The following is a 26,090-nucleotide window of genomic DNA, read 5'->3' as shown; positions in this document are numbered from 1 at the left end:
CCGCCGTTGCCAGGCCCCGTTGTGCTTCTATTGTCGTGAATCGCATCATTGCCGGCTACCCCGTGATCTTAAGCCGATCGGTTGGCGCGGCGGGCCTTGCGGCTGCCGCGCCGGTCATTCTCTGCTTGTGGCATCGCCGGCGCCACGTTTTTTGTCTGTCGTGTGAAGAGTGGTCTCTCTCGCGCATCGTTCCGGCTTGCTACGTAGACGAGCCGCGCGCGCCGTTTTTCAAGCGGGCGCGGGGCTGCCGCGAAAGGTTATGCCGGGCGGATCGAAACGCCCCTGATCTGTGCCTGCGCGTCCACGCGCTGGCCGCCGAGCCGCTATTTCACCGCAAAGAGCGTCGCATTCATCAGAAGCTTGAACGCGTAACCGAGCGACATCGCCGAGCCCACGCCGAAGCACCACAGCGCGACGAACCAGAGCCAGCCCGGCAGCTTGCGCGCGGACTTAGTGATAGTGATGTTGGTCGCCATGGCGCACCTTTCCGCGAAATACCCAGTAACCCATCGTCGTATAGGCGATGATAATCGGCAAAATCACCGCCGCGCCGACCAGCGTGAAGGTCTGGCTCGCGCGCGGCGCCGCTGCTTCCCACAGCGTGACGCTTGACGGAATCGCATACGGCCACAGGCTCACCAGCAAGCCGGCATATCCGAGCAGCACCAGCAGGAGCGCGAGCGCGAACGGCGTGTTGTGATGCCGCTCGCGCACCGCGCGGCGCATGAAGAACGCGCAGCCCGCCACGAGGAACGGCACGGGCAGCAGCCGGTAGAACAGGCCGTCGTCGAACCAGCGTTGCGCGATGTTCGCGTCCTGCAGCGGCGTCCACAGGCTCACCGTCGCGATGAAGCCGAGCAGCACGACCGTCAGCGGCCACACCACGCGATGCAGACGGCGCTGCAGGTCGCCTTCGGTCTTCGCCACGAGCCAGCAGCAGCCGAGCAATGCATAGGTCACCACCAGCCCGAGGCCCGAGAGCAGGCTGAACGGCGTGAGCCAGCCGAAGGCGTCGCCGGCATAGGCACCGTCGATCACCGGAATGCCTTGCAGAAAGGCGCCGAGCGCGACACCCTGGAAGAACGCGGCGCCCGCCGAGCCGCCGATGAACGCGAGGTCCCACAAGTGCTTGGTGCGATTGGCCTTCGCGCGAATCTCGAACGACACGCCGCGAAAGATCAGGCAGACCAGCATGAAAATGAGCGGCAGATAAAGCGCGGAGAGCACCGTCGAATACACCATCGGGAACACGGCGAAGAGCGCGGCGCCGCCCAGCACGAGCCAGGTTTCGTTGCCGTCCCAGACGGGCGCGACGGTGTTCATCATCAGGTCGCGTTCCTTCTCGTCCGGAAAAAACGGAAAGACGATGCCGATGCCGAGGTCGAAGCCGTCCAGCACGACATACATGAAAAGGCCTAGCGCGATGATCGCGGCCCAGACTACGGTGACGTCCATGGTGATACCTGGCTAAGAGAGAGGGCTGGGTTAGGCGGCGTCGATCATCTGATCGGCGGCGGAGAAGGGGCGGCGCGCGGTCTGATCCGGCGTAGGGGCCGGCGCGCCGTGCGGCGTCTGTCCGGGCAGCGCCGGACCCGAGCGCATCAGCTTGAGCATGTAATAGATGCCCGTGCCGAACACGAGGAAGTACACGACCACAAAGGCCATCAGCGAAATGCCGACCTGTTGCGCGGTGAGCGGCGACACGGCTTGCGACGTGCGCATCACGCCGTACACGACCCACGGCTGGCGGCCGGCTTCCGTGGTGACCCAGCCGGCCAGCAGCGAGACGAAGCCGCTCGGGCCCATGGCGAGGGCAAAGCGCTGGAACCCCTTCGATTCGAACAGGCGGCCGCGGCGGCGCAGCAGCCACGCGGCGACCGACATGGCGATCATCAGCACGCCGAGGCCGGCCATGATGCGAAAGCTCCAGAACACCACCGTGGAATTCGGCCGGTCTTGCGGCGGGAACTCCTTCAGGCCGCGAATCTCGCCGTCCCAGCTATGCGTGAGGATCAAGCTGCCCAGGTGCGGAATCGACACCGTGTAGCGCGTGGTTTCCGCCTGCATGTCGGGAATGCCGAAGAGGTTCAGCGCCGTGCCGCCTTTCTCGGTGTCCCACAGACCTTCGATGGCCGCGATCTTAGCCGGCTGATATTGGCGCGTGTTCAAACCATGCTGATCGCCGACGAACGCCTGGATCGGCGTGAGAATCAGCAGCAGCCAGAGCGCCATCGAGAACATTTTCTTGACGGCCGGATCGCGCCGTCCGCGCAGCAGATGCCACGCGCCCACCGCCGCCACGACGAGCGCCGCAACGATAAACGCCGCGAGCGCCATATGCGCGAGCCGGTACGGGAACGACGGGTTGAAGATGATCTTGAACCAGTCGAGCGGCACGACCTGGCCGTTCACGACTTCGAAGCCTTGCGGTGTCTGCATCCAGCTATTCGACGCGAGAATCCAGAAAGTGGAGATGAGCGTGCCGGTCGCGACCATCAGCGTCGCGCCGAAGTGCGCGCGCGGGCTCACGCGCTGCCAGCCGAACAGCATGATGCCGAGGAAGCCGGCCTCCAGAAAGAACGCGGTCATGACCTCGTACATCAGCAAAGGTCCGGTGACGGGCCCGGCGAAGCTCGAGAAGCCCGACCAGTTGGTGCCGAACTGATAGCTCATCACGACGCCGGAGACGACGCCCATGCCGAACGCGACGGCGAAAATCTTCGACCAGAACAGGCACAGGTCCTTGTAGTACGCCTTGCCGGTTTTGAGCCAGCGCCATTCGAGCACGGCGATGAAGCTCGCGAGGCCGATGCTCAGCGCGGGAAAAACAATGTGAAAGGAGACGGTGAACGCAAACTGGATGCGGGCGAGGTCGAATGCCGATATTGCGGAGTTCATGATCGTGAAGGCGTGATGCCGCTCGTTGCGGACTACGCGCGTCGACCGGTGTCGGTGCGCACTGCGTTTCGCAGATGGCCGAAGATTAGGGGAAGACGGACGTTTATGCTGCGCCGCGACGTGCGTCAAAAAACCGCGTTGTTTTGCGCTGATTCGGGATTTTTGCGCCGCAAATGGCTGATCTATATCAGCTTTTGCTTATTGCGTGAGATAGCGCGATGGCGGCCCGGAAGGCGGCAAGTGCGGCAATCGACCGCGTCGCAGCAAAGCTTGGGAGACGCTGGTCGAGGCGGGCGACCGGGCTTGTGCAGGGCGATTCGCGCAGTCGCTGCGAGCCGAGCGCCGCGCTGACTCGGGAGGCAGAGCTTGATGCTTGTAGTTATATGACATCGCATAAATATCGAGGCCATCAGCCGCAGGATTCAGGCAGAGGCCAGTTGAAACGCGGAACCCGACTCCGGGTAAATGCCTGGTTGAAATCCGTTTGCGCATAGTCGATAGTACGTTATCGTACAACTAACGCTTTATCGCGAACCTCTCGGTCTGCCGCGACAAGTGTCGACCTCGCCCGGAAGCCGGTGCAGTAAAGGAACCCCTATGAAAAAGATCGCCCTCAGTGGCGCCGGCGGCCAGCTCGGCTCGGTCGTGCGCGCCGCGTTCATTGCGCGCGGCACGCCGCTGCGCTCGGCGGCCGGCTCGAAGCCGCTCACGCCGCTCGTCGATGGCGAGGACGTCATGCACGGCGACCTGCGCGATCCGGCGGTCGTCGACCGGCTGCTCGACGGCGTCGACGTGCTGATCCACTTCGCCGGCACCAGCGTGGAGCGCCCGCTGCCCGAGATCATCGAAAACAATTTGCGCGGTCTCGTCGAGGTGTACGAGGGCGCGCGGCGGCACGGCGTCAAGCGCATCGTGTTCGCGAGTTCGAATCATGCCATCGGCATGTATCCGGTGACCGAGCGTCTGAGCCTCGACTGCGAACTGCGTCCGGACGGCTTTTACGGCCTCAGCAAGGTGTGGGGCGAAGCGCTCGCGCGCATGTACTGGGACAAGCACGGCATCGAGAGCGTGTGCGTGCGCATCGGCAGTTGCCTCGAACGTCCGACCGAACCGCGCCATCTGAGCACCTGGTTCGGCCATGCCGATCTGATGCATTTCCTCGACCGCTGCATCGAAGCCGAAGAGCTCGGTTTCATCACCGTGTGGGGCGTGTCGGCCAATACGCGCAGCTGGTGGGACAACAGCGGCGCCGCGCGCCTCGGCTATCAGCCGAAGCAGAACGCCGAAGACTACGCCGGGGAAATTCTGGCCCGCCCCAATCCGCTCGATGCGTTGGGCCAGCGCTTCCAGGGCGGCGGCTTTGTCGGCATCGACTATTCGCGTGAAGAAGGCGGCGTGCGCAGCGGCGTGGGCAGCGGCGCGGGCACGCAGCCGGTCTGAAGACAGTTCAAAGCATTACCAGGAGACGTAGCATGAAGATCAAGGGCATCCGCTGGTGGATGGTCAGTCTGGTTGCCGCCGGGCTCATCATCAATTATCTGGCGCGCAATACGCTGTCGGTGGCCGCACCGACGTTGATGAAGGACCTCCACATCACCACCGAGCAATACGCTCACGTGGTAGTCGCGTGGCAGCTCTGCTATGCATTCATGCAGCCGGTCGCGGGCTTTCTGCTCGATACGGTCGGCACCAAGATCGGTTTTGCCGCCTTCGCGCTGGCGTGGTCGCTCGCGTGCGCGGCCGCGGCCTGGTCGACGGGCTGGCGCAGCCTCGCGTTCTTTCGCGGCCTGCTCGGGATTGCCGAGGCGGCCGGCATTCCGGCCGGCGTGAAGGCGACGAGCGAGTGGTTTCCGGCCAAAGAACGTTCGGTCGCGATCGGCTGGTTCAACATCGGGTCGTCGATCGGCGCATTGCTCGCGCCGCCGCTCGTGGTGTGGGCGCTGTTGCACGGGCAGTGGCAGCTGGCTTTCGTGATCGTCGGGGTGGCGGGCATTGTGTGGAGCGTCGTGTGGATGGTGCTGTACAAGCATCCGCGCAACCAGAAAATGCTCGGCGATGCGGAACGCGACTACATTCTGAGCGGCCAGGAAGCGAAGCACAGCGACGACGGCGCGCCGAGGCGCAACTGGTTCGCCATGCTGAAGAGCCGCGACTTCTGGGCGATCGGCATTCCGCGCATTTTGTCGGAGCCGGCATGGCAGACCTTCAACGCGTGGATTCCGCTCTACATGATGACCGAGCGTCACATGAACCTGAAGGAAATCGCGCTCTATGCGTGGATGCCGTTTCTCGCCGCGGATATCGGCTGCGTGCTCGGCGGCTATCTGAGCCCGCTGTTCCACAAGTACGCGAAGGTGTCGCTCTTCACGTCGCGCAAGATGGTGTTCGTGGTCGGCGCGCTGTGCATGATCGGACCGGCGTGCGTGGGCCTCGTCGCGAGTCCCTACGTGGCGGTGGCGCTCTTGTGCGTGGGCGGTTTTGCGCACCAGACGCTGTCGGGCGCGCTGTACGCGATCACGTCGGACATGTTCGGCAAGAACGAAGTCGCGACCGCGACGGGGATGGGCGGCATGGCCGGTTATCTTGGCGCCGCGGCGTTCACTGCGCTCTTCGGCGTGCTCGTGACGCAGGTCGGCTACAGCCCGCTTTTCGTGCTGCTCGCGGTGTTCGACGTCATCGCGGCCGGCGTGGTGTGCCTGCTCGCGAAGAGCGCGGACAAGGCCGCACAGCCGCGCTGGTCGCAGGCCAATGGCACGGTCGCCGCGAAGTAGCAGAGGATCATAAGCGACGACGACCCTTGCATTGCGCCGACATGATCGGGCGCGATGGTCAGCGAAAGCGGCGCCTGCAGGCGCCGCTTTCGTCATGGATCGTTTTTCTGAGCGGGCAAGCGTCGACGTAACGCTACGCCCAGCCGCCCACGCCAAACCCGCATACCCTCATACGCTGTGGGATAATTGCGTGCTTTGCCCGCGGCGCGGCTCAAAAGGTTGTTCGCACGGGCGCTCGAGGGGCCGTCACTCCCTTGGCCCGCTTTTTTCAAGCGATATTCATTCAACAACCACGATGCCCGCATACCGTTCCAAAACCTCCACCGCCGGCCGCAACATGGCAGGGGCGCGCTCGCTGTGGCGCGCCACCGGCATGAAAGACGAAGATTTCTCGAAGCCGATCATCGCGGTGGTCAATTCGTTCACCCAGTTCGTGCCCGGCCACGTGCACCTGAAAGACCTCGGCCAGCTCGTCGCGCGCGAGATCGAGGCTGCCGGCGGCGTCGCCAAGGAATTCAACACCATTGCCGTCGACGACGGCATCGCCATGGGCCACGACGGCATGCTCTATTCGCTGCCGAGCCGCGACATCATCGCGGACTCCGTGGAATACATGGTCAACGCGCACTGTGCCGACGCGATGGTGTGCATCTCGAACTGCGACAAGATCACCCCCGGCATGCTGATGGCCGCAATGCGCCTGAACATCCCCGTGATCTTCGTGTCGGGCGGCCCGATGGAAGCAGGCAAGACGCGCCTCGCGAATCCGAAAACCGGCACCATCGAGTTCAAGAAGCTCGACCTGGTGGACGCCATGGTGATTGCCGCCGACAAGGCCTATTCCGACGCGGACGTTGCCGAAGTCGAGCGTTCCGCGTGCCCGACGTGCGGCTCGTGCTCGGGCATGTTCACGGCCAATTCGATGAACTGCCTCACCGAGGCGCTCGGCCTTTCGTTGCCGGGCAACGGCACGGTGGTCGCCACGCACGCGGACCGCGAGCAGCTTTTCAAGCGCGCCGGTCGCCGCATTGTCGAACTGGCCCGCGAGTACTACGAGCAGGAAAAAGCGAGCGTGCTGCCGCGCGCAGTCGGCTTCAAGGCGTTCGAAAACGCCATGACGCTCGACATCGCGATGGGCGGCTCCACCAACACGATTCTTCACTTGCTGGCCATCGCGCAGGAAGCCGGGATCGACTTCACGATGGCCGACATCGACCGGCTGTCGCGCGTCGTGCCGCAGCTGTGCAAGGTGGCGCCCAATACGAACAAGTATCACATCGAAGACGTGCATCGCGCGGGCGGCATCATGGCGATCCTCGGCGAGCTGGATCGCGCGGGCAAGCTGCACACCGACGTGCCGACGGTCCACGCGCCCACGCTGAAAGACGCGCTGGATCAGTGGGACATCGTCCGCACTGAGGACGAAGCCGTCCGCACCTTCTACATGGCGGGTCCCGCCGGCATTCCGACGCAGGTGGCGTTCAGCCAGAACACGCGCTGGCCGAGCCTCGACCTCGACCGTGCGGAAGGCTGCATCCGCTCGTACGAGCATGCGTTCTCCAAGGAAGGCGGCCTTGCAGTGCTGACGGGCAACATCGCGCTCGACGGCTGCGTGGTGAAAACCGCCGGTGTCGACGAGAGCATTCTGGTGTTCGAGGGCACGGCGCATGTGACCGAGTCGCAGGACGAAGCAGTCGAGAACATCCTTGCGGGCAAGGTGAAGGCGGGCGACGTCGTGATCGTGCGTTACGAAGGTCCGAAGGGCGGGCCGGGCATGCAGGAAATGCTTTACCCGACGAGCTACATCAAGTCACAGGGGCTCGGCAAAGCCTGCGCGCTGCTGACGGACGGCCGCTTCTCCGGCGGCACGTCGGGCCTGTCTATCGGCCACTGCTCGCCGGAAGCGGCGGCGGGCGGCGCGATCGGCCTCGTGCGCGACGGCGACAAGATTCGCATCGACATTCCGAACCGCACGATCAACGTGCTGGTGTCGGACGCCGAGCTTGCAAGCCGCCGCGAAGAGCAGAACGCGAAGGGCTGGAAGCCGGCCAAGCCGCGTCCGCGCCAGGTGTCGGCGGCGCTCAAGGCTTATGCGAAACTGGTGATGTCGGCCGACAAGGGCGCGGTGCGCGATCTGTCGTTGCTCGACGATTGATGCTTGCGCAGGGCTTCGTGCTCTGGTTGTCAAAAAAACCGCTCCCAGGAGCGGTTTTTTTGTCGCAGCGCTAGCCGCGACTGTCATCTGAAAACGCGGCGGGGCGCACCCCCGCCGCGTTTCACGTTTACCGCAGATCCACCACGTTCGTGTTGTATGTCGTCGAGCCGATCACCACGTTCTTCAACGTAATGCCGTTGACGTTGTACGCGTAGATCGGCCCGGGCGTGGCCGGTCCGGCGCACACCGCCGTGCCCAGATTGCAGTTCGAGATGGTGACGCCGGTGATGGGCGGAATCGTCGGCGCGGGCGTCGGCCCGTTGTAGTCGAATGCGACGGGGCCTTGCGCGACGATCGCCTGGAAGCACGACCCGGTGACGCCGTTGAGCGTCACGTTGCTCGCCTGCACGTTCGAGATGTTGACGTTCTGCACGACCGCGGGCCGCGTTCTGATCGCGTCGTTGGCCGGCTGGTAGTCGCAGTCGAACGTAATCAGGCCGCCCTGGGCCGCGGACGGATTGGCCGCCGCTGCGCTCACCACGCCCAGCGGCACGGTGCTGTTGATCGGGCTGCCGGCGAGCAGCGCGCTGCCGTAGCCGCCGCCCTTCAGCGCGACGCCGTTCGGCAGCGTGACCTTGTCGACGTAGAAGTTCTTCACGAAGCCGCCGCGATTCATGTTCGTCTTGATGCGGATCGCGATGTTCAGCGGATTGGTCGCCCAGTTCTGATTCAGCATCTGCAGATTGCGCGCGTAGATGTTCTGCACGCCGCCGCCCATTTCGCTGCCGAGCGTGATGCCGCCGTGGCCGCTGTTCATCGTGCAGTTCTGGATGACGTGGTTTTGCGCGGGGCCGTATTGCGTATCCAGGTCCTTGCCCGATTTGATTGCGATGCAGTCGTCGCCGGTGTTGAAGGTCACGCCGTCGCACAGCACGTTGTCGCACGCGTCGGGGTCGAAGCCGTCGTTATTCGGACCGATGCTGTTGGTCGTCACGCCGCGAATCACCACATTCTTGCAGTCGGTCGGATGGTGCTGCCAGAAAGGCGTGTTGTTCGTGCAGTAGTTTTCCATCAGCACATTCGTGCAGCCGATGAACTCGACCATGCATGGGCGCAGATAGTGCCCCATGCCGAAAACGCGCTTCGCGACCGGCACGCCGGCCTCGGAAAGCGCCGGCAAGTAGTTCTGATCCTCCTGCCAGGGTGTCGTCGGGCTCGTCAGCTGGGCGTAGAGCGCGTCGGAAATGCCCGGCGCGGCGGTCCGAAGATCCACGTTGTTCGGGTTCTTGTAGACCTGCGAGGGCGCCGACGAACTCACGCAACCGTAGGCGCCGTTGGATCCCTTGAAGGTCCACCAGCACGTCGCCGTATTGCCCGAGCCGGAGAAGGGCGTCATAGCCTGACCATTGAGCACCGACGTGGCGTCTTCGCCGGTCAGCGCAATGTTGCTCTGGTTGCGCGCGTAGACGGGCGAGCCGAAGTTCAGGCAATCGTTGGCCTGCCAGCGGGTATAGAACAGGTTGCCGTTCGCGCCGCAATTCACCGGGCCGTCTTTGGCGTAGTCAGCCGGATTGGGGCTGAAATAGATCGTGCAATTGGCGCTGAGGTGAAAGTTGACGTTGCTCAGGAGTACGATCGGACCCGCGCAATACCAGTTGCCCGATGGCACTACGACGCGGCCGCCGCCCGCCGCGTTGCAAGCCTGAATTGCCGCGAGAAACGCGGGCCGGGAGTCGAAGGAAGAGGCCGCATGAGTCTGATTCGAACCAGGACTCGCCGGGGACGAAGCGCCTGTATACGGATTCGTCGCCGCGACCACGGCGCACGGTTGCGCGCCGTATTGCGTGACCACGAAGTCGCGCGACGGGAACATGGACTGCGTGATGCCGGCGAGCGACGCGATGATCTGCGTCGCGGCGCCGTAGCTGCCCCAGATCGGATCTTCCGGCGTGAGGCCCGAACTGCCGGAGCCGCCGCAGCCGGACAAGCCGCCGAGCAGCGTCGCGCCGGCGGAGGTTCCGGCGAACACCATGAAGGCCCTGCGTCCGGGTGAATGAGGCTCGGCATGAGCCGCGTGGTTCGAAGCTGCCCGTTTGCTGCTGTTCTTATAGTGAGTTGCCACGAATGTCTCCTTGCCCTTCAGGGCGTTGTCAATAATCGTCGATGCAGGAAAGCGCCGTGTTCATTGCACTCGCTTTCATTTAATTCAGTCATCCTTAATAAGTGAAAGAAACGAAGGGCGTTTGTCGGCTCGCCCCCGCTATGTGTCTGGTATAGCGCCCATTAACGTATGACGCGCCGCTTTGCCCGTTCGTCGAAGCGAACAGGCGAAGCGGCGCGAGCCGGGCGCGTGGCGAATCAGGCCGTTTGCTGACCGATTTCGTGATTGGCCAGTACTTCGAGCGCACGCACCATCGCGGAGTGATCCCACGCCTTGCCGCCGTGCGCGACGCAGGCATTGAAAAGTGCCTGGCAGGTGGCCGTATTGGGCAGCGAAACCCCGAGCGCCTGCGCCGTCGAAAGCGCCAGATTCAAATCCTTCTGATGCAGCTCGATGCGAAAGCCCGGGTCGAACGTGCGCTTCGTCATGCGTTCGCCGTGCACTTCGAGGATGCGCGAGGACGCGAAGCCGCCCATCAGCGCTTCGCGCACGCGAGCGGGATCCACGCCCGCTTTCGATGCAAGCAGCAGCGCCTCGCCGACGGCCTCGATCGTGGCGGCCACGATCACCTGATTGGCGACCTTGCACACCTGTCCCGCGCCCACCGCGCCGATCAGCGTGACGTTTTTGCCCATCATGTCGAAGAGCGGCTTCACGCTGTCGAAGGTGGCCTGCTCGCCGCCGACCATGATGGTGAGCGACCCTGCCTTCGCGCCCACTTCGCCGCCCGACACCGGCGCATCCAGATAATCGGCGCCGGTCTCGCGCACGCGCGCCGCGAAATCGCGCGTGGCCATCGGCGAAATCGAGCTCATGTCGACGACGGTCTGGCCCGCATGCAACGCGCTGGCGAGTCCGTTTTCGCCGAACAGCACGCGTTCGACGTCCGGCGTATCCGGCACCATGATGAAGATCACGTCGGCCTCTGCGGCGACGGCCGCGGGGCTGTCGCAAGCCTGCGCGCCGGCCTGGGCGAGCTCAGCGGGGACGCCGCTGCGCGTGAACGCGGCCAGCTTCACGCCGTTCTTCAAAAGGTTCGCGGCCATGGGCTTGCCCATGATGCCGAGTCCGATAAAGCCTGCTTTTTGCATGGAATGCTCCGAAGATGTCATGGCGGCCCCGCTCGGGCCCGCGCGATGCGCGGGTCAGCTCCGATCCGCCGGTTTCTTGATGAAGTGTTGATGAACCGCCTGCGCCGCGTTCCGCAAAAGCCCGAGATCGGCGCATACGGCGATAACGCGACAGCCCATCGCGAGATAACGTTCGGCGTCGGCTTGCACCGGTGCAAGAATGCCGCTCGGCTTGCCTGCGGCCTGCGCACGTTCGAACACATGCGCGATGGCCTGCTGGACGTCCGGATGCGCGGCGTTGCCGAGATGCCCATAAGCCGCCGCGAGGTCGGACGGGCCGACGAAAACGGCATCGACGCCGTCGACGGCGAGAATCGCGTCGATCGACTCCACGGCTTGGCGGCTTTCTATCTGCACGATGACGCAGACGTTGTCGTTGGCCATGTCAAAATAGTCGGGTACCGTCGCGTAGCGATTGCCGCGGTGGCCCACCGACACGCCGCGGACGCCCTGCGGCGGATAGCGCGTGGCGGCGACCGCGCGCGCCGCGTCGTCGGCGTTATCGACGAAGGGCACGAGGAAATTTGCAAAGCCGCTGTCCAGCAGCCGTTTGATGACCACGCTGTCGTTGGCCGGCGGGCGCACCACCGGCGCGCTTCGGCTATCCTTGAGCGCCATCAGTTGCGGGATCAGTGTGAGGACGTCGTTGGGCGCATGCTCGGCGTCGAGCAGCATCCAGTCAAAGCCGATCACGCCGAGCAGTTCCGTGACGATCGGACTCGCGAGCGAGGCCCAGCAGCCGACCAGCGTTTCGCCGCTGCGTACCGCGTGGCGGAAGCTGTTGGGAAAAGACTGATAAGGCGGGCAGGGCGCGGCTGGCATGAACGTATTCCTCGAACGCGTGAGATCGGGTTGAGTTCCGACGAGGGCTGAACCGCATGTTATAGGTCGTCGTATATCTCAATGCAGAGTAGCATCCGATCAGCGAGTTGTAACGGTCACGTTAACCCGGATTCCCGGCGCCGGGGGCCGGCTTGCGGTTGCGCGAGCCCACCGCCGTGTTGTAGGATGACTTATATCTAGTACTTTTCAAACAAGGAAAGAGACATGTCCCATTCCAGCGAAGTCACCGGCCAGATCACCGGCGAAATGCTGATCGGCCGCAAGGCCGTACGCGGCGCCGAAGCAGCGCTGCACGCGTTCAATCCGACCACCGGTACGAATATCGCCGAGCCGGTGTTCGGCAGCGGCACGGCGAGCGACGTCAACGCGGCGTGTGAACTGGCGCACAAGGCTTTCGATCCCTACCGGCAACTGCCGCTCGCCGTGCGCGCCGAGTTCCTCGAGCGTATCGCCGACGGCATCACCGCGCTGGGCGACGCGCTGATCGAGCGCGCGCAGCAGGAATCCGGCTTGCCGAAGGCGCGCCTCGAAGGCGAGCGCGGCCGCACGACCGGCCAGCTCAAGCTGTTCGCGCAAGTGGTGCGTTCGGGCCAGTGGCTCGCCGCCACGCTGGATTCGCCGCTGCCGGAGCGTAAGCCACTGCCGCGTTCGGACCTGCGCATGCAGAAGATTCCGCTCGGCCCGGTCGCCGTGTTCGGCGCGAGCAACTTCCCGCTGGCGTTCTCGGTGGCGGGCGGCGACACGGCTGCGGCGCTCGCCGCCGGCTGCCCGGTGGTCGTGAAGGCGCACCGCGCGCACCTCGGCACGTCGGAGATGGTCGGTCGCGTGATCCAACGCGTCGCCGAGGAGATGGATCTGCCCGAGGGCGTGTTCTCGCTGATCGTCGGCGCGGGCAATTCGGTCGGCGAGGCGCTCGTCGCGCATCCGGCAATCAAGGCGGTCGGCTTCACCGGCTCGCGCGCGGGCGGTCTGTCGCTGATGCGCGTGGCGGCGGCGCGCCCTGAGCCGATTCCGGTTTACGCGGAAATGAGCAGCATCAATCCGGTGTTTCTGCTGTCGAACGCGCTGGCACAGCGCACGGAGAGCATTGCGCGCGGTTTCGTGGATTCGCTCGTGCTCGGCGCCGGCCAGTTCTGCACGAACCCGGGTCTCGCGATCGCCGTCGACAGCGACGCGCTCAAGAATTTCGTCGCGACGGCGTCCGAGGCGCTCGCGGCCAAGCCCGCGCAAACCATGCTGACCTCGGGCATCCACGCGGCGTACACGGAAGGCGAGGGCAAGCTGGCCGCGACCGCCGGCGTCGAAACGGTCGCGCGCGGCGCCGGGGCGACCGGTCCGAACCAGGCGTGCGCGGCATTGTTCGTCACCGACGCGCGCACCTTCCTCGCCACGCCGGCGCTGGAGGACGAGGTGTTCGGCCCGGCCTCCACCATCGTGCGTTGCAAGGACGAAGCCGAGTTGCTGCAGGTTGCCGAGCACTTCGCCGGTCAATTGACCGCGACCATCCAGATGGACAGCGCCGATCTGCCCGCCGCGCAAAAGCTCGTGCCGATTCTGGAGCGCAAGGCAGGGCGGCTGCTCGTCAACGGTTTCCCGACCGGCGTCGAAGTCTGCCACGCGATGGTTCACGGCGGCCCGTTCCCGGCAACGTCCGACAGCCGCGCGACCTCGGTCGGCACGACCGCAATCGAGCGCTTCCTGCGTCCGGTCTGCTATCAGGATTTCCCGGCGGATCTGCTGCCGCAGGCGCTGGCCGACGCGAATCCGCTGAACCTGTGGCGTCGTCGGGATGGTGAGATCACGCGCAGCTAAGTGCGTATGACGTTTCGCATGGAATGAAAATGGCCGGGGAGGTGAACTCCCCGGCCATTTTCTTTTGCCTGGTTCTTTTGCCGGTGCGCCTGCGAGCGCGCCGCTGAAAACCGGCGGATGGCTCAGCTATTCGCCTCGGACGTTTCGTTCGCGCGGCGCAGCCGCTCGCGGCTGTTCGACAGATGCATGCGCATGGCCGCGCGTGCGCCGTCGGCGTCGTGCCGGCTGATCGCTTCGAGAATGCTCTCGTGTTCGAGGTTGACGAGCGACAGATACGCGTCCGGCTCGGCACGCGCAATGCCGGCGGAATCCAGACGGTTGCGCGGAATCAGCGCGCTGCCCATTTGTGTGAGGATGTCGACGAAATAGCGGTTGCCCGTGGCGCGCGCCACCGAGATATGGAACTGCAGGTCCGCCTCGACGCTGTCGAGCCCGTTGTGACGCGTGGCTTCGATTCCGTCGAGCGCGGCGCGCATGCGCGCGAGGTCTTCCGGCTTGGCGCGCTGCGCGGCGAGACCCGCGCATTCGGTTTCGAGGCTGATGCGCAGTTCGAGGATGGACAGCACGTCGCGCAGCGTGGTGGCGGGCACCATGTCGATGCCGAGCTTTTCGCGCTGCGGTTCGAGCACGAAGCTGCCAATGCCGTGCCGCGTCTCGATGATCTTGCCTGCCTGCAGGCGCGAAATGGCCTCGCGGATCACCGTCCGGCTCACGCTCAGCGTGACCATGAGTTGCGATTCGGTCGGCAGCTTGTCGCCCGGCTTCAGCGCGTTGGACGCGATCTGCTCGGTGACGTAGTTGACGACGAGCTCGGCGAGATTACGAGCGCGTCGTGGCGGTGCCGCGGATGCCAGTGGTGTAGCCATCGAAAACGCCCCTGAATCAGATAGTTGCAGATGCTTCCTGCGGTCCATTATACCGTCGTCTGACGACTGATTATAGAAAGGCTGGATCATTTTGAGCGCAGGGCAGAGGCGCGCGGCGGCGGAGCGCCGGGCCGCGCTCGTCGTACGTGTCGGGGCAAGCCGCCATCACCGCCGCCATCGCCGCCGTCATCACCGCGGGCGCAGCTCCACGCGCCTGATGTCCTTCACGATCACGAGATAGCTGAACACCGTGAGCAGCGCATTGGCGCCGACGAACACCAGCGCGCCGTTGAACGAGCCGCTCTGCGCAACGAGATACCCGATCACGATCGGCGTGACGATGCCGGCCACGTTGCCGAACATGTTGAAGATGCCGCCGGACAGGCCCAAGGCTTCCTTCGGCGACGTGTCGGCGACCACCGCCCAGCCGAGCGCGCCGATACCCTTGCCGAAGAACGCGAGCGACATCAGCGCGACGACGATCCAGTCGGTGGACACATAGTTGCAGCCGATGATCGACACCGACAGCAGCATGCCGCCGACAATCGGTACCTTGCGCGCGACGGTCAGCGAATGGCCGCGCCGGATCAGCGCGTCCGACAGAATGCCGCCGAGCACGCCGCCCGAAAATCCGCAGATGGCGGGCAAGGACGCGACGAGGCCCGCCTGCAGGATCGTCATGTGGCGCGCCTGCACCAGGTAGATCGGAAACCACGTCAGGAAGAAGTAGGTGAGCACGTTGATGCAGTACTGCGCCAGATAGACGCCGACCAGCATCCGGTTGGTGAGCAGCTGACGCACGAGCGACCAGCCGCCGGCCTTTTCGACATCGACGGCAGCGGCTTTAGAATCGGCCTTCTGGTGACCGTTGACGACGCCGCCGCCCTGTTCGATGTACTCCAGTTCGGCCGCCGACACCCCCGGATGGTCCGCGGGGTGCTTCATCACCTTGAGCCAGGTGAGGGCGAGCAGCAGGCCGGCCACGCCCATCACGACATAGACCGTGTGCCAGCCGAACGCGTGGGTAAGCCAGGCCATCAGCGGCGTGAAGACGACAGCCGCGAAATACTGAGCGGAGTTGAAGATCGCGGACGCGGTGCCGCGCTCCCTGGTCGGAAACCAGCTCGCCACGACCTTCGCGTTCGCGGGAAACGCCGGCGATTCCGCCGCGCCCATCGCGAAACGCAACACGAACAGACCCGTCACCGCGGCGGCCGCGCTGCCCAACAGGCCAATGGAGCCTTGCAGCAACGTGAAAAGCGACCAGAAGAAGATGCTTGCCGCGTACACGCGCCGTGCGCCGAAACGGTCGAGCAGCCAGCCGGCCGGCAATTGCGAGAGCACGTAAGCCCAACTGAACGCGGAGAAGATGTAGCCCATGCGGATCGCGTCGAAGCCGAACTCCGTGCGCATGGCCGATCCGGTGACCGACAGCGTCGCGCGATCCGCGTAATTGAAGGTGGTGATCACAAAGATCAGTAGCAGGATCGCGTAGCGGACTTTGGTGCGCTTCGCGACATTCGCGGAACTCGCCGTGCGGCTCATTTCCATGGTTATCTCCTCAATGCTTATCCAGGGGAGCGGGCTCCCGGCCTTATGGGTCGGCCTCGGTCGCAGGTGCGAAAAACGCCCGGCGACGTTGTCGTCTCCGGGCGCTCCTTGCGCTGCCGTCCACCGGCGCTCATCCGGCGTTCATCCGGCGCTCATGGGCGGCGGTGGTTTGCCTCGCCGGCCGGCAGTCGCGCTGCCGGCGAGGCGCGCTGCGTTACTGCGGCCCGAGCGTCTTGATAAGCGCGTCGAGCTGCGCCATTTCGTCGTCGGTCAGATCGGTCAGCGGCGCGCGGACCGGGCCGGCGCTATGGCCGACCAGCTTCGCGCCCGCCTTGACGATGCTCACCGCGTAGCCGGCGCGGCGGTTGCGGATTTTCAGGTACGGCAGGAAAAATTCGTCGATCAGCTTGCCGACTGTCGCGTGGTCGTCCGCCGCGATCGCCCGGTAGAAGTCCATCGCGGTTTTCGGAATGAAGTTGAACACCGCCGACGAGTACACCGGCACGCCCAGCGCCTTGTAGGCCGCGGCGTAGACTTCCGCGGTGGGCAGGCCGCCGAGGTACGAGAAGCGGTCGCCGAGACGGCGGCGGATCGTCACCATGTTTTCGATCTCGCCCACGCCGTCCTTGAAACCGATCAGGTTCGGGCAGCGCTCGGCGAGGCCTTCCAGCATGTCGGCGTTCAACTTCGAATTCGCGCGGTTGTAAATGATGACGCCCATGTTCGGCACGGCCTTGCAGACTTCTTCGGCGTGCGCGGCGATGCCTTCCTGGCAGGCTTCCGTCAGATAATGCGGCATCAGCAGAATGCCGTTCGCGCCGTGGCGCTCGGCTTCTTTCGCATACTCGATGGCGACGCGCGTCGGGCCGCCCGCGCCGGCCAGAATCGGCACCTTGCCCTTGCAGACTTCGGTGGCGGTGCGCACGACGTTCGAATAGTCGTTGTGCGTGAGCGAGAAGAATTCGCCCGTGCCGCCGGCCACGAACAGCGCCGAAGCGCCGTACGGCGCGAGCCATTCGAGGCGCTCGGCGTAAGTGTCGGCGCGGAATTCGCCCCGTTCGTCGAAGTCGGTCACGGGGAAGGAGAGAAGGCCTTCCGAAACGATCTGCTTGAGTTCCTGCGGTGTCGTCATGGTGTATGTATCCGGGCGTCGGTAGGGTTGTATCAATAGAAATGAAGATTTCTTATACGTCATCGTACAACAACACTTTGGCTAACTCAACGAACATTTCGCGGCATAATGGAGCGATTAGGGTAAATACGGAACATCTGGGCCAACGTGCATGTTGTAGGATGACGTATGAATAGCTGGCGCAGAAGGCGTTAATCGCCATAAGGATCGATGCAATGGAACTTTCACCGCTCTACATTCGCGTGCACCCCCATGACAATGTCGCGATCGTCGTGAACGACGGCGGGCTGGGGGAGGGCGCGGTTTTCCCCGACGGACTCGTGCTGCGCGAGCGCGTGCCGCAGGGGCACAAGGTCGCGCTTGCCGATCTGGCCGAGGGCGACGAGGTCATCCGCTATAACGTGGTGATCGGCTATGCGCTGAAGGCGCTGCCCAAAGGAAGCTGGGTCAACGAGCACGTGATCCGCATGCCGAGCCCGCCGGGGCTCGAGGACCTGCCCATCGCGACCATCAAGGCGCCGGAGATGCCGCCGCTCGAAGGCTACACGTTCGAGGGCTACCGCAACGCGGACGGCTCGGTCGGCTCGCGCAACATTCTGGCGATCACCACCACGGTGCAGTGCGTGGCGGACGTGGTTCAGCACGCGGTCGCGCGCATCAAGTCCGAGCTTTTGCCGAAGTACCCGAATGTCGACGACGTGGTGAGCCTCGGCCACACCTACGGCTGCGGCGTCGCGATCGACGCGCCCGACGCAATGGTGCCGATTCGCACGGTGCGCAACATCGCGCTGAATCCGAACTTCGGCGGCGAGGTGATGATGGTGAGCCTTGGTTGCGAGAAGCTGCAGCCGGAGCGCCTGATGCCGCCCGGCACGATTCCGATCGCGGCCGCGCAGAACCCGAGCGAAATCGCAGACATCGGCGATCTCGGCGCCGACGAGAACGGCGACGTGGTCGTCCTGCAGGACGAGTCGCACGTCGGCTTCCAGTCGATGATCGAGTCGATCATGAGGACGGCTGAAGGTCACCTGAAGCGGCTCAACAACCGGCGCCGCGAGACGTGTTCGGCGGCGGATCTGGTGGTGGGTGTGCAGTGCGGCGGCAGCGACGCGTTCTCGGGCCTCACCGCGAATCCGGCGGTGGGTTTCGCGACCGATCTGCTCGTGCGCGCGGGCGCCACAGTGATGTTCTCCGAAGTCACCGAAGTGCGCGACGGCGTCGATCAGCTGACCGCGCGCGCGGCGAATGCGGACGTCGCGCAGGCGATCATCCGCGAGATGCAGTGGTACGACGATTATCTGAAGCGCGGCGGCGCGGACCGCAGCGCGAACACGACGCCGGGCAACAAGAAGGGCGGCTTGTCGAATATCGTCGAAAAGGCGATGGGCTCGATCATCAAGTCCGGCAACTCGCCGATTTCCGGCGTGCTGTCGCCGGGCGAGAAAGCGCGGCAAAAAGGTTTGATCTACGCGGCGACGCCGGCGAGCGACTTTATCTGCGGCACGCTGCAGCTTGCGGCGGGTATCAACCTGCACGTCTTCACGACCGGCCGCGGCACGCCGTACAGCCTCGCCGAAGTGCCGGTCATCAAGGTGGCCACGCGCTCGGACCTGGCGCGCCGCTGGCACGACCTGATGGATATCAACGCGGGCACCATTGCCACGGGCAACGCGACCATCGAGGACGTGGGCTGGGAACTGTTCCGCTATATGCTCGACGTCGCGAGCGGCCGCAAGAAGACCTGCGCGGAAAAGCTCAAGCTGCATAATGCGCTGGCGCTGTTCAACCCGGCGCCGGTGACCTGATTGCCGCACCTGCGAGCCGCGCATGTCGCGGCTCGTTTCACGTGATGGCTTCACGGTTGTATCGCCCCATACCGCTTCATAGAGCTGGCCATTCATAAACAGACACACATGACAGATACCAATCTGCACCGTACCTCCACCCCCAAACCCTTTCGACGCCTGCTGCTCACTGGAGCCGCCGGCAATCTGGGCAGGCAACTGCGCGGCCCGCTTGCCGCGTGGGCCGACGTCGTGCGTGTGACGGACATCGCGCCGCTCGGCGAGGTGGCCGCGCACGAAGAAGCGTCGATCGTCGATCTCGCGGACGAAGCCGCCGTGCTCGCGCTGCTCGAAGGCGTGGACGCGGTGATCCACCTGGGCGGCATTTCCGTCGAAGCGCCTTTCGCTGACCTGCTCGAGGCGAACATTCGCGGCCTGTACAACCTGTATTCGGCCGCGCAGAAGCAGGGTGTGAAGCGCGTCGTGTACGCGAGCTCGAATCACGCGGTGGGTTTTCATCCGGTGACGGAAGTGCTCGATACCGACGCGCCGCTGCGCCCCGACAGTCTCTACGGCGTGACGAAGTGTTTCGGCGAATCGCTGTCGCGCTATTACTTCGACCGCTTCGGGCTCGAGACGGTGTGTCTGCGGATCGGCTCGTCGTTCGAGCAGCCGAAGAACCCGCGCATGCTGGTCACGTATCTCAGCTATCGCGACTTCATCGAACTCGTGCGCTGTTCGCTGTTCACCAATCGGGTGGGCCATGCAATCGTGTACGGCGTGTCGGATAACCGCACGAAGTGGGTCGACAACACGAAGGCGGCGTTCCTCGGCTTTCGCCCGCAGGACAGTTCCGTCCAGTTCGAGCATCTCTTTCCCGTGAGCGCGCCGACCGCCGATCTCGACGATCCGACCCAGCGCTTCCAGGGCGGCCCGTTCGTGCTGGCTGGTCCGATGGAGCCGAAGCGGTGAGCGCCGCGGGCAATCCGCGCGTGGAGCGTGTCGAGCGCGTGCTGGCGGCGGGCGAGGCGCCGGCTGGCGTCGGCGAGAGTCCGGTCTGGCGGGTGGCGGAACAGGCACTTTACTGGGTCGACATTCCGGCGCACAAGATCGTGCGGCTACGGCTCGAGACGGGCGAGCGCTCCGAATGGCTGTTGCCCGAGAAAGTTGCGTGCATCGCGTTCGATCGTCACGGCACCGTGCTTGCCGGTTGCGAAAGCGGTCTCTTTGCAGTGACGCTCGGCGAAGATTCTGCCCACCTGTCGCCTCGGGCCGCGCAGCCCGGCGAGCCTGTCAAAGTCACCGGACGCAAGCTCGCGGCGCCGGTCTTTCCGTTTCCCGACATGCGTTTCAATGACGGCCGCTGCGACCGGCAAGGACGCTTCTGGGCCGGCACGATGGTGCAGGACATGGCCGCCGCGAACGCGGCCGGCGCGCTGTACCGGTTCGACGGGGACGGCGTGCTGTCGGCGCCGGTCGTCGACGGACTCATCACGCAGAATGGCCTCGGCTGGTCGCCAGACGGCACGACCATGTATCTGTCCGACTCGCACCCGCTGCGCAAGCAGATCTGGGCGTTCGACTACGACGTCGAAACCGGCGAGCCGCGCAACCGGCGTGTGTTCGCCGATCTGAACCACTATGTGGGCCGGCCCGACGGCGCGGCGGTGGATGCCGACGGCTGCTACTGGATTTGCGCGAACGACGCAGGCGCGCTGTTGCGCTTCACGCCGCAAGGCAAGCTCGACCGGCAGATTGCCGTGCCGGCCATCAAGCCGGCCATGTGCGCTTTCGGCGGACGCGATCTGGATACGCTCTTCGTCACGTCGATCCGGCCGGCGGCCGGCGCAAGCGAACATGACGGGCATGTCTTCGCGGTGCGTCCGGGCGTCACCGGCTTGCCGGAACCGGAGTTTGCCGGCCAGCTGTGAGCAGCCGACGGCTCGGAGTTGAGCGCCGGCGCGTGAAAACGCGACCGGCGCTGTTTATTTTCTCGCTCACTTCTCAAGTTCAATAATTCGTCACTCGTCATACAACAATGTGGCGCGCTTACCACGGTTTGGCATCCGTTGACGAAAAATCGGCGTTGCTACACCGGCGCTTCACAACTGTGCGCTATCTCCGTGCCGGCCCGGAGCCTCAAAGCGGGCGGGCGATTGCAGTCGTCCTCGCCGAGCACTTCTTTCCTCGGGTAAATACCGTCTGTACAACTCAAACTGCGTTTTATATGCTTCGTATGTCGTCGTACAACGTATAAGCGCAAACAGATTGCTTTCTGCTCATTGTCGAGAGTGCAAGGCAAGTTGGGATGGCAGCGCATTGTGTCGTACGGGGCCGCTTGGCGAATGCACCCGTGCGCGCCCGAGCTTGCCGACGCAGTAGAAGTAAAAGAAGTCGAGTTGTCTGACAGGAGTGCTGATCTTTGTGCCGGGGACGTTGCACGGACAGCACGGCAAAGCGTTCGCCCACCCTCAGGAGACCGCGAGCGCCGCGCCGGGAGACGCAGCAAAACCATGTCACATCTGAAGCCAGTCGTCCGCCAGCGGCCGTCCGTCACGGCAGCTCGCCGGCGGCTGCCTATGAGCGGCTGTTGCCAGCGGCTTTGCATTGATGGGATGTCTATTTTTAAGGAATGTCACGATGAACAAGAAGTTTGCCTCTTCCCGTGTTTCGTTGATCGTCGCCGCGTCCGTGCTGGCGTTCGGCGCCATGTCGGCGCAAGCGCGCGTGTTCCGCGTGTCCGACGTGCACGGCGACACGTACCCGACGAACATGGCCGTCAAGTACATGGGCGAGCAGATCAGCAAGGCAACCGGCGGCAAGGATTCGGTGAAGGTGTTCGGCAACAGCGCACTCGGTTCGGAGAACGACACGATCGATCAGGTGCGCATCGGCGCATTGGACATGGCGCGCGCTAACGGCGCCGCCTTCAACGAGATCGTTCCCGAATCGATGATCCCGTCGCTGCCGTTCCTGTTCCGTGACGTCGACCATTTCCGCAAGGTCATGTACGGTCCCGAAGGCCAGAAGATTCTCGACGCGTTCAAGGCGAAGGGCATGATCGCGCTGACTTTCTACGAAAGCGGTGCGCGTTCCATCTACACGAAAAAGCCGATCCGCACGCCGGCCGACATGAAAGGCCTGAAAGTGCGCGTGCAGCCGTCGGACCTGATGGTCGACGAAATCAAGGCGATGGGCGGCACGCCCACGCCGATGCCGTTCGCGGAAGTCTATACGGGCCTGAAGACGGGTCTGGTCGACGCGGCCGAAAACAATCTGCCGTCGTACGAAGAAACCAAGCACTTCGAAGTGGCGCCGGTTTATTCGGAGACCCAACATTCGATGACGCCGGAGGTGCTCGTCTTCTCGAAGAAGATCTGGGACACGCTCTCGCCGCAGGAGCAGGAGATCATCAAAAAGGCCGCGGCCGACTCCGTGCCTTACTACCAGAAGCTCTGGACCGCGCGCGAAAACGACGCCGGCAAGACCGTGACGAAGGGCGGTGCGCAGATCGTCGCCGCGGGGCAGATCGATCGCGCAGCGTTCGTGAAGGCGATGCAGCCGGTGTGGGCCAAGTATGAAAAGACGCCGCAAATGAAGCAGCTCGTCGACGAAATCCAGGCAATCAAGTAACGCTCATAGGGTGGTTCGCGCAGCGGGACGTCACGCAGCAGCGCTGCGGACGGTCCCGCTGCGTGCCGCTCGTCATCGCAGCGTTTGCGTCACATCAGTCGCTCGCGGCGGACCGTAGCACGACTAACTTATTGCAGCAGTCCGTCGCAGGCAAGAATGGGGTCAAGAGATTCATGAAACGCCCAAACGATTTTCTCTTTCGCGCGCTCGCCGTGATCGCGTCGATCAGCCTTGCGGCGCTGAGCGCGCTGGTGATCTACGGCGTCGTCATGCGCTATGTGTTTAGCGACGCTCCCGATTTCGTCGAGCCGATCGCACTTTTGCTCGTCATCGTGATCGCGATGTTCGGCGCCGCGCTCAAGGTTCGCGAAGGCGGCCATATCGGCCTCGATTCGCTCGTGAAGAACCTGCCGGAAAAGGGGCAACTGGTCGCGCACACCTTCCAGCATTTGTGCCTGATCGCGCTCGCCGTGGCGATTTTCTTCGGCTCTTTGCAAATGGCGGAGACCACCCAGCATGACCGGATTCCGATTCTCGGCTTGCCCGAGGCGCTTCGTTATCTGATCCCGGTCATTGCCAGCGTCTGCATTGCGTCGTTCTCAATCGAGAACCTGCTGGCGCTTTTCGCAAAGAAACACAAGTAGAACAATCATGGAACTTGCCCTCCTTTCTATTAGCTTCCTCGTTTTTCTGGTGCTCGGCGTTCCGGTTTCGTTCGCGCTGGGCCTTTCGTGCGTGCTCACGTACCTGTACGAAGGGCTGCCCGCTGCCACGGCGATGCAGTCGATGGTCTCGGGGATGAACGCGTTCTCGTTCCTCGCGGTGCCGTTCTTCATCTTCTCCGGCGAACTCATGCTTCACGGCGGTATTGCCGACCGGATTCTGCGTTTCGCGCAAGCCACTGTCGGCCATTTCCGCGGCGGGCTCGGCATGGCCAACGTGGTCGCGTGCACGTTGTTCGGCGGCGTCTCGGGTTCGCCCACGGCGGACACGTCGGCCATGGGCGGCGTCGTCATTCCGCTGATGAAGCGCGAGGGCTACAGCGCCGCCTACGCGGTCAACGTGACCACGCACTCGTCGCTCGCGGGCGCACTGATGCCCACGTCGACCAACATGATCATCTACGCGTTCGCCGCGCAAGGCATCACGGGCACGCTGAACGGTGTGCCGATGAGCGGCGTGTCGATCGGCGATCTGCTGTTCTCGGGGCTGTTGCCGGTGTTGTGGGTGATGGGCTTCGTGCTGATCGCGGCTTACTGGCAAGCGGTGCGCTACGGCTATCCGCGCCGTCCCGACGGTTCCACCGGACTGCAACGGTTCCCGGGCTGGATGGCGGTTGTCCGCACGTTCCTCGGCGCGTTGCCGGGTCTGATGGTCATCGCAATCATTCTGGTCTGCGTGGCCAAGGGTATTGCGACGGCGACGGAAGCCGCCGCTATCGCAGTCGCTTATTCGCTCGTGCTGACGGTCGTTGTGTATCGCTCCATGACGCTCAAGAAGCTCTCGTTCGCTTTGTCCAAGGCCGCGAAGACCACGGGCGTGGTGCTGCTGCTGATCGGCGTGTCGAACATGCTGCGCTTCCAGATGGCGTATCTGGAGATTCCGGATGCGATCGAGCACATGCTCGACGGCGCGACCAGCATCCCCTGGCTGATGCTGCTGTACATCAACGTGATCCAGATTTTCCTCGGCACCTTCGTCGACATGGCGGCGCACATCCTGATCACCACGCCGCTGTTCCTGCCGATGGCGATGCATAGCGGCGTCGGCCCCGTGCAGTTCGGCATCATGATCCTGCTGAACTGCGCGTTGGGCCTCGTGCATCCGCCGATCGGCTCGGTGCAATTCATCGGATGCGCAATTGGCAATGTGTCGATTGGGGAAACTACCAAGGTGGCGTGGCCGTACTACCTCGCTATCTTCAGCGCCATCAACATTGTGACGTACGTCCCGATGTTCTCCACGTGGTTGCCGAGCCTGATAAACGGACACCCGGTCTTCTGACCTGAACCCCGCGATTAACCGGTTACGAAGTGCAAATAAAGCCGGTAGTCAAGAACAATTTTTTTGAAGAGGAGCATCAATGAAAAAGGCACTAGCAACCTCGGCTCTCGGCCTCGTCGCCCTGAGCGCGCACGCTCAGAGCAACGTCACGCTGTACGGTATCGTCGATACGGGTATCGGCTACCAAAGCAGCTCGGCCGCGCTCGGCTCGAACTCGGGCGGCCGCTCGGTAGTGAAAATGAACAACGGCATCTGGGCGGGCAGCCGCTTCGGCCTGAAGGGCGGCGAGGATCTTGGCGGCGGTACGAAGGCCATTTTCCAGCTGGAACAGGGCTTTAACAGCGCCACGGGTGCTCAGGGCGTGAGCGGCCTCGCATTCAACCGCCAGGCATGGGTGGGCGTGACGAACCCCACGTACGGTACGCTGACGGCCGGCCGCCAGTACACGTCGTACTACACGCTGCTGTCGCCGTACAGCCCGACCACGTGGCTGACGGGCGCTTACGGTGCGCATCCGGGCGATATCGACTCGCTGGACACGCTGTATCGCGTCAACAACTCGCTGGTGTACACGTCGCCGAACATGCACGGCCTGACGGTGAGCGGTTCGTATGCGCTGGGCGGCGTGGCCGGCCGGCTCAACGCGGGCTCCACCTGGAGCGCGGCAGTCCAGTACCTGAACGGCCCGTTCGGTATCGCGGCCGGCTTCCAGCGCATCAACAACTCCACGCTGGGCGGCGGCGCCTGGGGCGCGGATTCCACGGCATCGAACAACGGTTCGGAGCCGGGCGTGTCGGGTATCAACAACGGCTACCGCACGGCGCAGGCGCAGCAGCGCGTGGCGGTCACGGGCGGCTATGCGTTCAGCTCGCAACTGGATGTGTCGTTCTCGTACTCGAACGTGCAATACATTCCGGGCGTGGGCTCGGCGTTCCGCCACGAAGCGATCTTCAACACGGCTGGCGCAGTGGTGCACTTCAAGCCGATCAGCGCGCTGGATCTGGCGGCTGGCTATAGCTACACGCGTGCCACGGAATCGAACGGCATTTCGAGTGCGGCTCGTTATCATCAGTTCAACCTGTCGCAGTACTACAGCCTCTCCAAGCGCACCGGTCTGTACGCGCTGGAAGCGTATCAGCGTGCAAGCGGCCAGACGATCGGCAACAACGGCGTGAGCATCATCAACGCAACGGCCGATATCGGCGACGGTCAGAACAGCGCACCGTCCTCGTCGCGTAGCCAGTTTGCTGCAGGCGTGGGCATCATCCACCGCTTCTGATCGGTCTGAGTAGGGGCGGCGTGTTGTTGCGCCGCCACAGTGACGCGTTTTTTAATGTGCCACTGGGCATG

The 26,090-nt window shown here is 64.0% G+C and carries 20 protein-coding genes; 11 read left to right on the top strand and 9 right to left on the bottom strand.

Annotation, left to right across the window (positions count from 1 at the left end; translation table 11 throughout):
* Positions 1-323: 323 nt before the first annotated feature.
* The 3 genes from ACEN8U_RS09700 to ACEN8U_RS09690 are packed head-to-tail and all read right to left on the bottom strand — an operon-like array spanning position 324 to position 2,898.
* Complete coding sequence (locus ACEN8U_RS09700) at positions 324-476, bottom strand: hypothetical protein (RefSeq protein ID WP_013592043.1); 153 nt, start codon at positions 474-476, stop codon at positions 324-326.
* Positions 451-1,455 (bottom strand): cytochrome d ubiquinol oxidase subunit II, encoded by a 1,005-nt coding sequence (cydB, locus tag ACEN8U_RS09695; protein WP_013592044.1) that lies wholly within the window; start codon positions 1,453-1,455, stop codon positions 451-453. The genes ACEN8U_RS09700 and cydB overlap by 26 nt, the downstream gene beginning before the upstream one ends.
* 30 nt (positions 1,456-1,485) lie before the next feature.
* Positions 1,486-2,898, bottom strand: coding sequence for a cytochrome ubiquinol oxidase subunit I (locus ACEN8U_RS09690; protein WP_310110970.1), 1,413 nt, complete (start codon positions 2,896-2,898; stop codon positions 1,486-1,488).
* Positions 2,899-3,495: 597 nt separating this feature from the next.
* Here ACEN8U_RS09690 and ACEN8U_RS09685 point away from each other — a divergent pair.
* The 3 genes from ACEN8U_RS09685 (at position 3,496) to ilvD (ending at position 7,824) form a co-directional block, all read left to right on the top strand.
* Positions 3,496-4,338 carry an NAD(P)-dependent oxidoreductase gene (locus ACEN8U_RS09685; protein ID WP_310110973.1) on the top strand — a complete coding sequence of 281 codons (843 nt, stop codon included), beginning with the start codon at positions 3,496-3,498 and terminating at the stop codon, positions 4,336-4,338.
* 32 nt (positions 4,339-4,370) lie between these two features.
* Complete coding sequence (locus ACEN8U_RS09680; protein WP_310110975.1) at positions 4,371-5,669, top strand: MFS transporter; 1,299 nt, start codon at positions 4,371-4,373, stop codon at positions 5,667-5,669.
* A 295-nt stretch (positions 5,670-5,964) separates the two neighbouring features.
* Positions 5,965-7,824: a dihydroxy-acid dehydratase gene (gene ilvD, locus ACEN8U_RS09675; protein ID WP_310110977.1), complete on the top strand. Its 1,860-nt coding sequence runs from the start codon at positions 5,965-5,967 to the stop codon at positions 7,822-7,824.
* A gap of 127 nt (positions 7,825-7,951) precedes the next feature.
* Here ilvD and ACEN8U_RS09670 read toward each other — a convergent pair whose 3' ends face one another.
* The 3 genes from ACEN8U_RS09670 to garL form a co-directional block, all read right to left on the bottom strand.
* Positions 7,952-9,856, bottom strand: coding sequence for a glycoside hydrolase family 28 protein (locus tag ACEN8U_RS09670; RefSeq protein ID WP_310110979.1), 1,905 nt, complete (start codon positions 9,854-9,856; stop codon positions 7,952-7,954).
* Between the two features lie 326 nt (positions 9,857-10,182).
* Positions 10,183-11,076, bottom strand: coding sequence for a 2-hydroxy-3-oxopropionate reductase (locus ACEN8U_RS09665; protein WP_028361344.1), 894 nt, complete (start codon positions 11,074-11,076; stop codon positions 10,183-10,185).
* Between the two features lie 54 nt (positions 11,077-11,130).
* Positions 11,131-11,937 carry a 2-dehydro-3-deoxyglucarate aldolase gene (gene garL, locus ACEN8U_RS09660; protein ID WP_310110981.1) on the bottom strand — a complete coding sequence of 269 codons (807 nt, stop codon included), beginning with the start codon at positions 11,935-11,937 and terminating at the stop codon, positions 11,131-11,133.
* 225 nt (positions 11,938-12,162) lie between these two features.
* Here garL and ACEN8U_RS09655 point away from each other — a divergent pair, with 225 nt between their 5' ends.
* Complete coding sequence (locus ACEN8U_RS09655) at positions 12,163-13,770, top strand: aldehyde dehydrogenase (NADP(+)) (RefSeq protein WP_310110983.1); 1,608 nt, start codon at positions 12,163-12,165, stop codon at positions 13,768-13,770.
* A 122-nt stretch (positions 13,771-13,892) separates the two neighbouring features.
* Here ACEN8U_RS09655 and ACEN8U_RS09650 read toward each other — a convergent pair whose 3' ends face one another.
* The 3 genes from ACEN8U_RS09650 to kdgD form a co-directional block, all read right to left on the bottom strand.
* A complete protein-coding gene (locus ACEN8U_RS09650; protein WP_035478486.1) occupies positions 13,893-14,636 on the bottom strand; it encodes a FadR/GntR family transcriptional regulator in 744 nt (247 codons plus the stop codon).
* Positions 14,637-14,825: 189 nt separating this feature from the next.
* Positions 14,826-16,187, bottom strand: coding sequence for an MFS transporter (locus tag ACEN8U_RS09645; protein ID WP_310110984.1), 1,362 nt, complete (start codon positions 16,185-16,187; stop codon positions 14,826-14,828).
* Between the two features lie 214 nt (positions 16,188-16,401).
* Positions 16,402-17,319, bottom strand: coding sequence for a 5-dehydro-4-deoxyglucarate dehydratase (gene kdgD / locus ACEN8U_RS09640; protein ID WP_310110985.1), 918 nt, complete (start codon positions 17,317-17,319; stop codon positions 16,402-16,404).
* 215 nt (positions 17,320-17,534) lie between these two features.
* On the opposite strand from kdgD, the gene garD reads away from it, so the two are divergent.
* The 7 genes from garD to ACEN8U_RS09605 all read left to right on the top strand — a co-directional run bounded on the left by garD (position 17,535) and on the right by ACEN8U_RS09605 (position 26,019).
* A complete protein-coding gene (gene garD, locus ACEN8U_RS09635; protein WP_310110986.1) occupies positions 17,535-19,124 on the top strand; it encodes a galactarate dehydratase in 1,590 nt (529 codons plus the stop codon).
* Positions 19,125-19,232: 108 nt separating this feature from the next.
* The gene (locus tag ACEN8U_RS09630; RefSeq protein ID WP_310110987.1) at positions 19,233-20,075 is read left to right on the top strand and encodes an NAD(P)-dependent oxidoreductase; all 843 of its coding nucleotides are present in this window, start codon (positions 19,233-19,235) and stop codon (positions 20,073-20,075) included.
* Positions 20,072-21,034, top strand: coding sequence for an SMP-30/gluconolactonase/LRE family protein (locus ACEN8U_RS09625; protein WP_310110989.1), 963 nt, complete (start codon positions 20,072-20,074; stop codon positions 21,032-21,034). Before ACEN8U_RS09630 ends, ACEN8U_RS09625 begins: the two co-directional genes overlap by 4 nt.
* Before the next feature lie 709 nt (positions 21,035-21,743).
* Positions 21,744-22,736 carry a TRAP transporter substrate-binding protein gene (locus ACEN8U_RS09620; protein WP_013592059.1) on the top strand — a complete coding sequence of 331 codons (993 nt, stop codon included), beginning with the start codon at positions 21,744-21,746 and terminating at the stop codon, positions 22,734-22,736.
* A gap of 173 nt (positions 22,737-22,909) precedes the next feature.
* Entirely contained in the window at positions 22,910-23,380 is a 471-nt protein-coding gene (locus tag ACEN8U_RS09615; protein WP_035478558.1) for a TRAP transporter small permease, read from the top strand.
* A 7-nt stretch (positions 23,381-23,387) separates the two neighbouring features.
* Positions 23,388-24,740, top strand: coding sequence for a TRAP transporter large permease (locus tag ACEN8U_RS09610; RefSeq protein WP_013592061.1), 1,353 nt, complete (start codon positions 23,388-23,390; stop codon positions 24,738-24,740).
* Positions 24,741-24,819: 79 nt separating this feature from the next.
* Entirely contained in the window at positions 24,820-26,019 is a 1,200-nt protein-coding gene (locus ACEN8U_RS09605; protein WP_013592062.1) for a porin, read from the top strand.
* The last annotated feature ends 71 nt before the right edge of the window (positions 26,020-26,090 follow it).

Source organism: Paraburkholderia phenoliruptrix (genome assembly GCF_047325075.1).
In the GTDB taxonomy this organism is placed as follows: Bacteria; Pseudomonadota; Gammaproteobacteria; order Burkholderiales; family Burkholderiaceae; genus Paraburkholderia; species Paraburkholderia phenoliruptrix.
The sequence above is the reverse complement of the archived record's forward strand: the minus strand, read 5'-3'. Positions and strand labels throughout refer to the sequence as shown.

Excerpts from the sequence above, each read along its gene's own strand:
- garD (WP_310110986.1), top strand. The coding sequence starts at position 17,535 with ATGGAACTTTCACCGCTCTACATTCGCGTGCACCCCCATGACAATGTC.
- ACEN8U_RS09645 (WP_310110984.1), bottom strand. The coding sequence starts at position 16,187 with ATGGAAATGAGCCGCACGGCGAGTTCCGCGAATGTCGCGAAGCGCACC.
- kdgD (WP_310110985.1), bottom strand. The coding sequence starts at position 17,319 with ATGACGACACCGCAGGAACTCAAGCAGATCGTTTCGGAAGGCCTTCTC.
- ACEN8U_RS09620 (WP_013592059.1), top strand. The coding sequence starts at position 21,744 with ATGAACAAGAAGTTTGCCTCTTCCCGTGTTTCGTTGATCGTCGCCGCG.
- ACEN8U_RS09700 (WP_013592043.1), bottom strand. The coding sequence starts at position 476 with ATGGCGACCAACATCACTATCACTAAGTCCGCGCGCAAGCTGCCGGGC.
- ACEN8U_RS09630 (WP_310110987.1), top strand. The coding sequence starts at position 19,233 with ATGACAGATACCAATCTGCACCGTACCTCCACCCCCAAACCCTTTCGA.
- ACEN8U_RS09655 (WP_310110983.1), top strand. The coding sequence starts at position 12,163 with ATGTCCCATTCCAGCGAAGTCACCGGCCAGATCACCGGCGAAATGCTG.
- ACEN8U_RS09685 (WP_310110973.1), top strand. The coding sequence starts at position 3,496 with ATGAAAAAGATCGCCCTCAGTGGCGCCGGCGGCCAGCTCGGCTCGGTC.
- ACEN8U_RS09615 (WP_035478558.1), top strand. The coding sequence starts at position 22,910 with ATGAAACGCCCAAACGATTTTCTCTTTCGCGCGCTCGCCGTGATCGCG.
- ACEN8U_RS09605 (WP_013592062.1), top strand. The coding sequence starts at position 24,820 with ATGAAAAAGGCACTAGCAACCTCGGCTCTCGGCCTCGTCGCCCTGAGC.
- ilvD (WP_310110977.1), top strand. The coding sequence starts at position 5,965 with ATGCCCGCATACCGTTCCAAAACCTCCACCGCCGGCCGCAACATGGCA.
- cydB (WP_013592044.1), bottom strand. The coding sequence starts at position 1,455 with ATGGACGTCACCGTAGTCTGGGCCGCGATCATCGCGCTAGGCCTTTTC.
- garL (WP_310110981.1), bottom strand. The coding sequence starts at position 11,937 with ATGCCAGCCGCGCCCTGCCCGCCTTATCAGTCTTTTCCCAACAGCTTC.
- ACEN8U_RS09670 (WP_310110979.1), bottom strand. The coding sequence starts at position 9,856 with ATGGTGTTCGCCGGAACCTCCGCCGGCGCGACGCTGCTCGGCGGCTTG.
- ACEN8U_RS09680 (WP_310110975.1), top strand. The coding sequence starts at position 4,371 with ATGAAGATCAAGGGCATCCGCTGGTGGATGGTCAGTCTGGTTGCCGCC.
- ACEN8U_RS09665 (WP_028361344.1), bottom strand. The coding sequence starts at position 11,076 with ATGCAAAAAGCAGGCTTTATCGGACTCGGCATCATGGGCAAGCCCATG.
- ACEN8U_RS09650 (WP_035478486.1), bottom strand. The coding sequence starts at position 14,636 with ATGGCTACACCACTGGCATCCGCGGCACCGCCACGACGCGCTCGTAAT.
- ACEN8U_RS09690 (WP_310110970.1), bottom strand. The coding sequence starts at position 2,898 with ATGAACTCCGCAATATCGGCATTCGACCTCGCCCGCATCCAGTTTGCG.
- ACEN8U_RS09610 (WP_013592061.1), top strand. The coding sequence starts at position 23,388 with ATGGAACTTGCCCTCCTTTCTATTAGCTTCCTCGTTTTTCTGGTGCTC.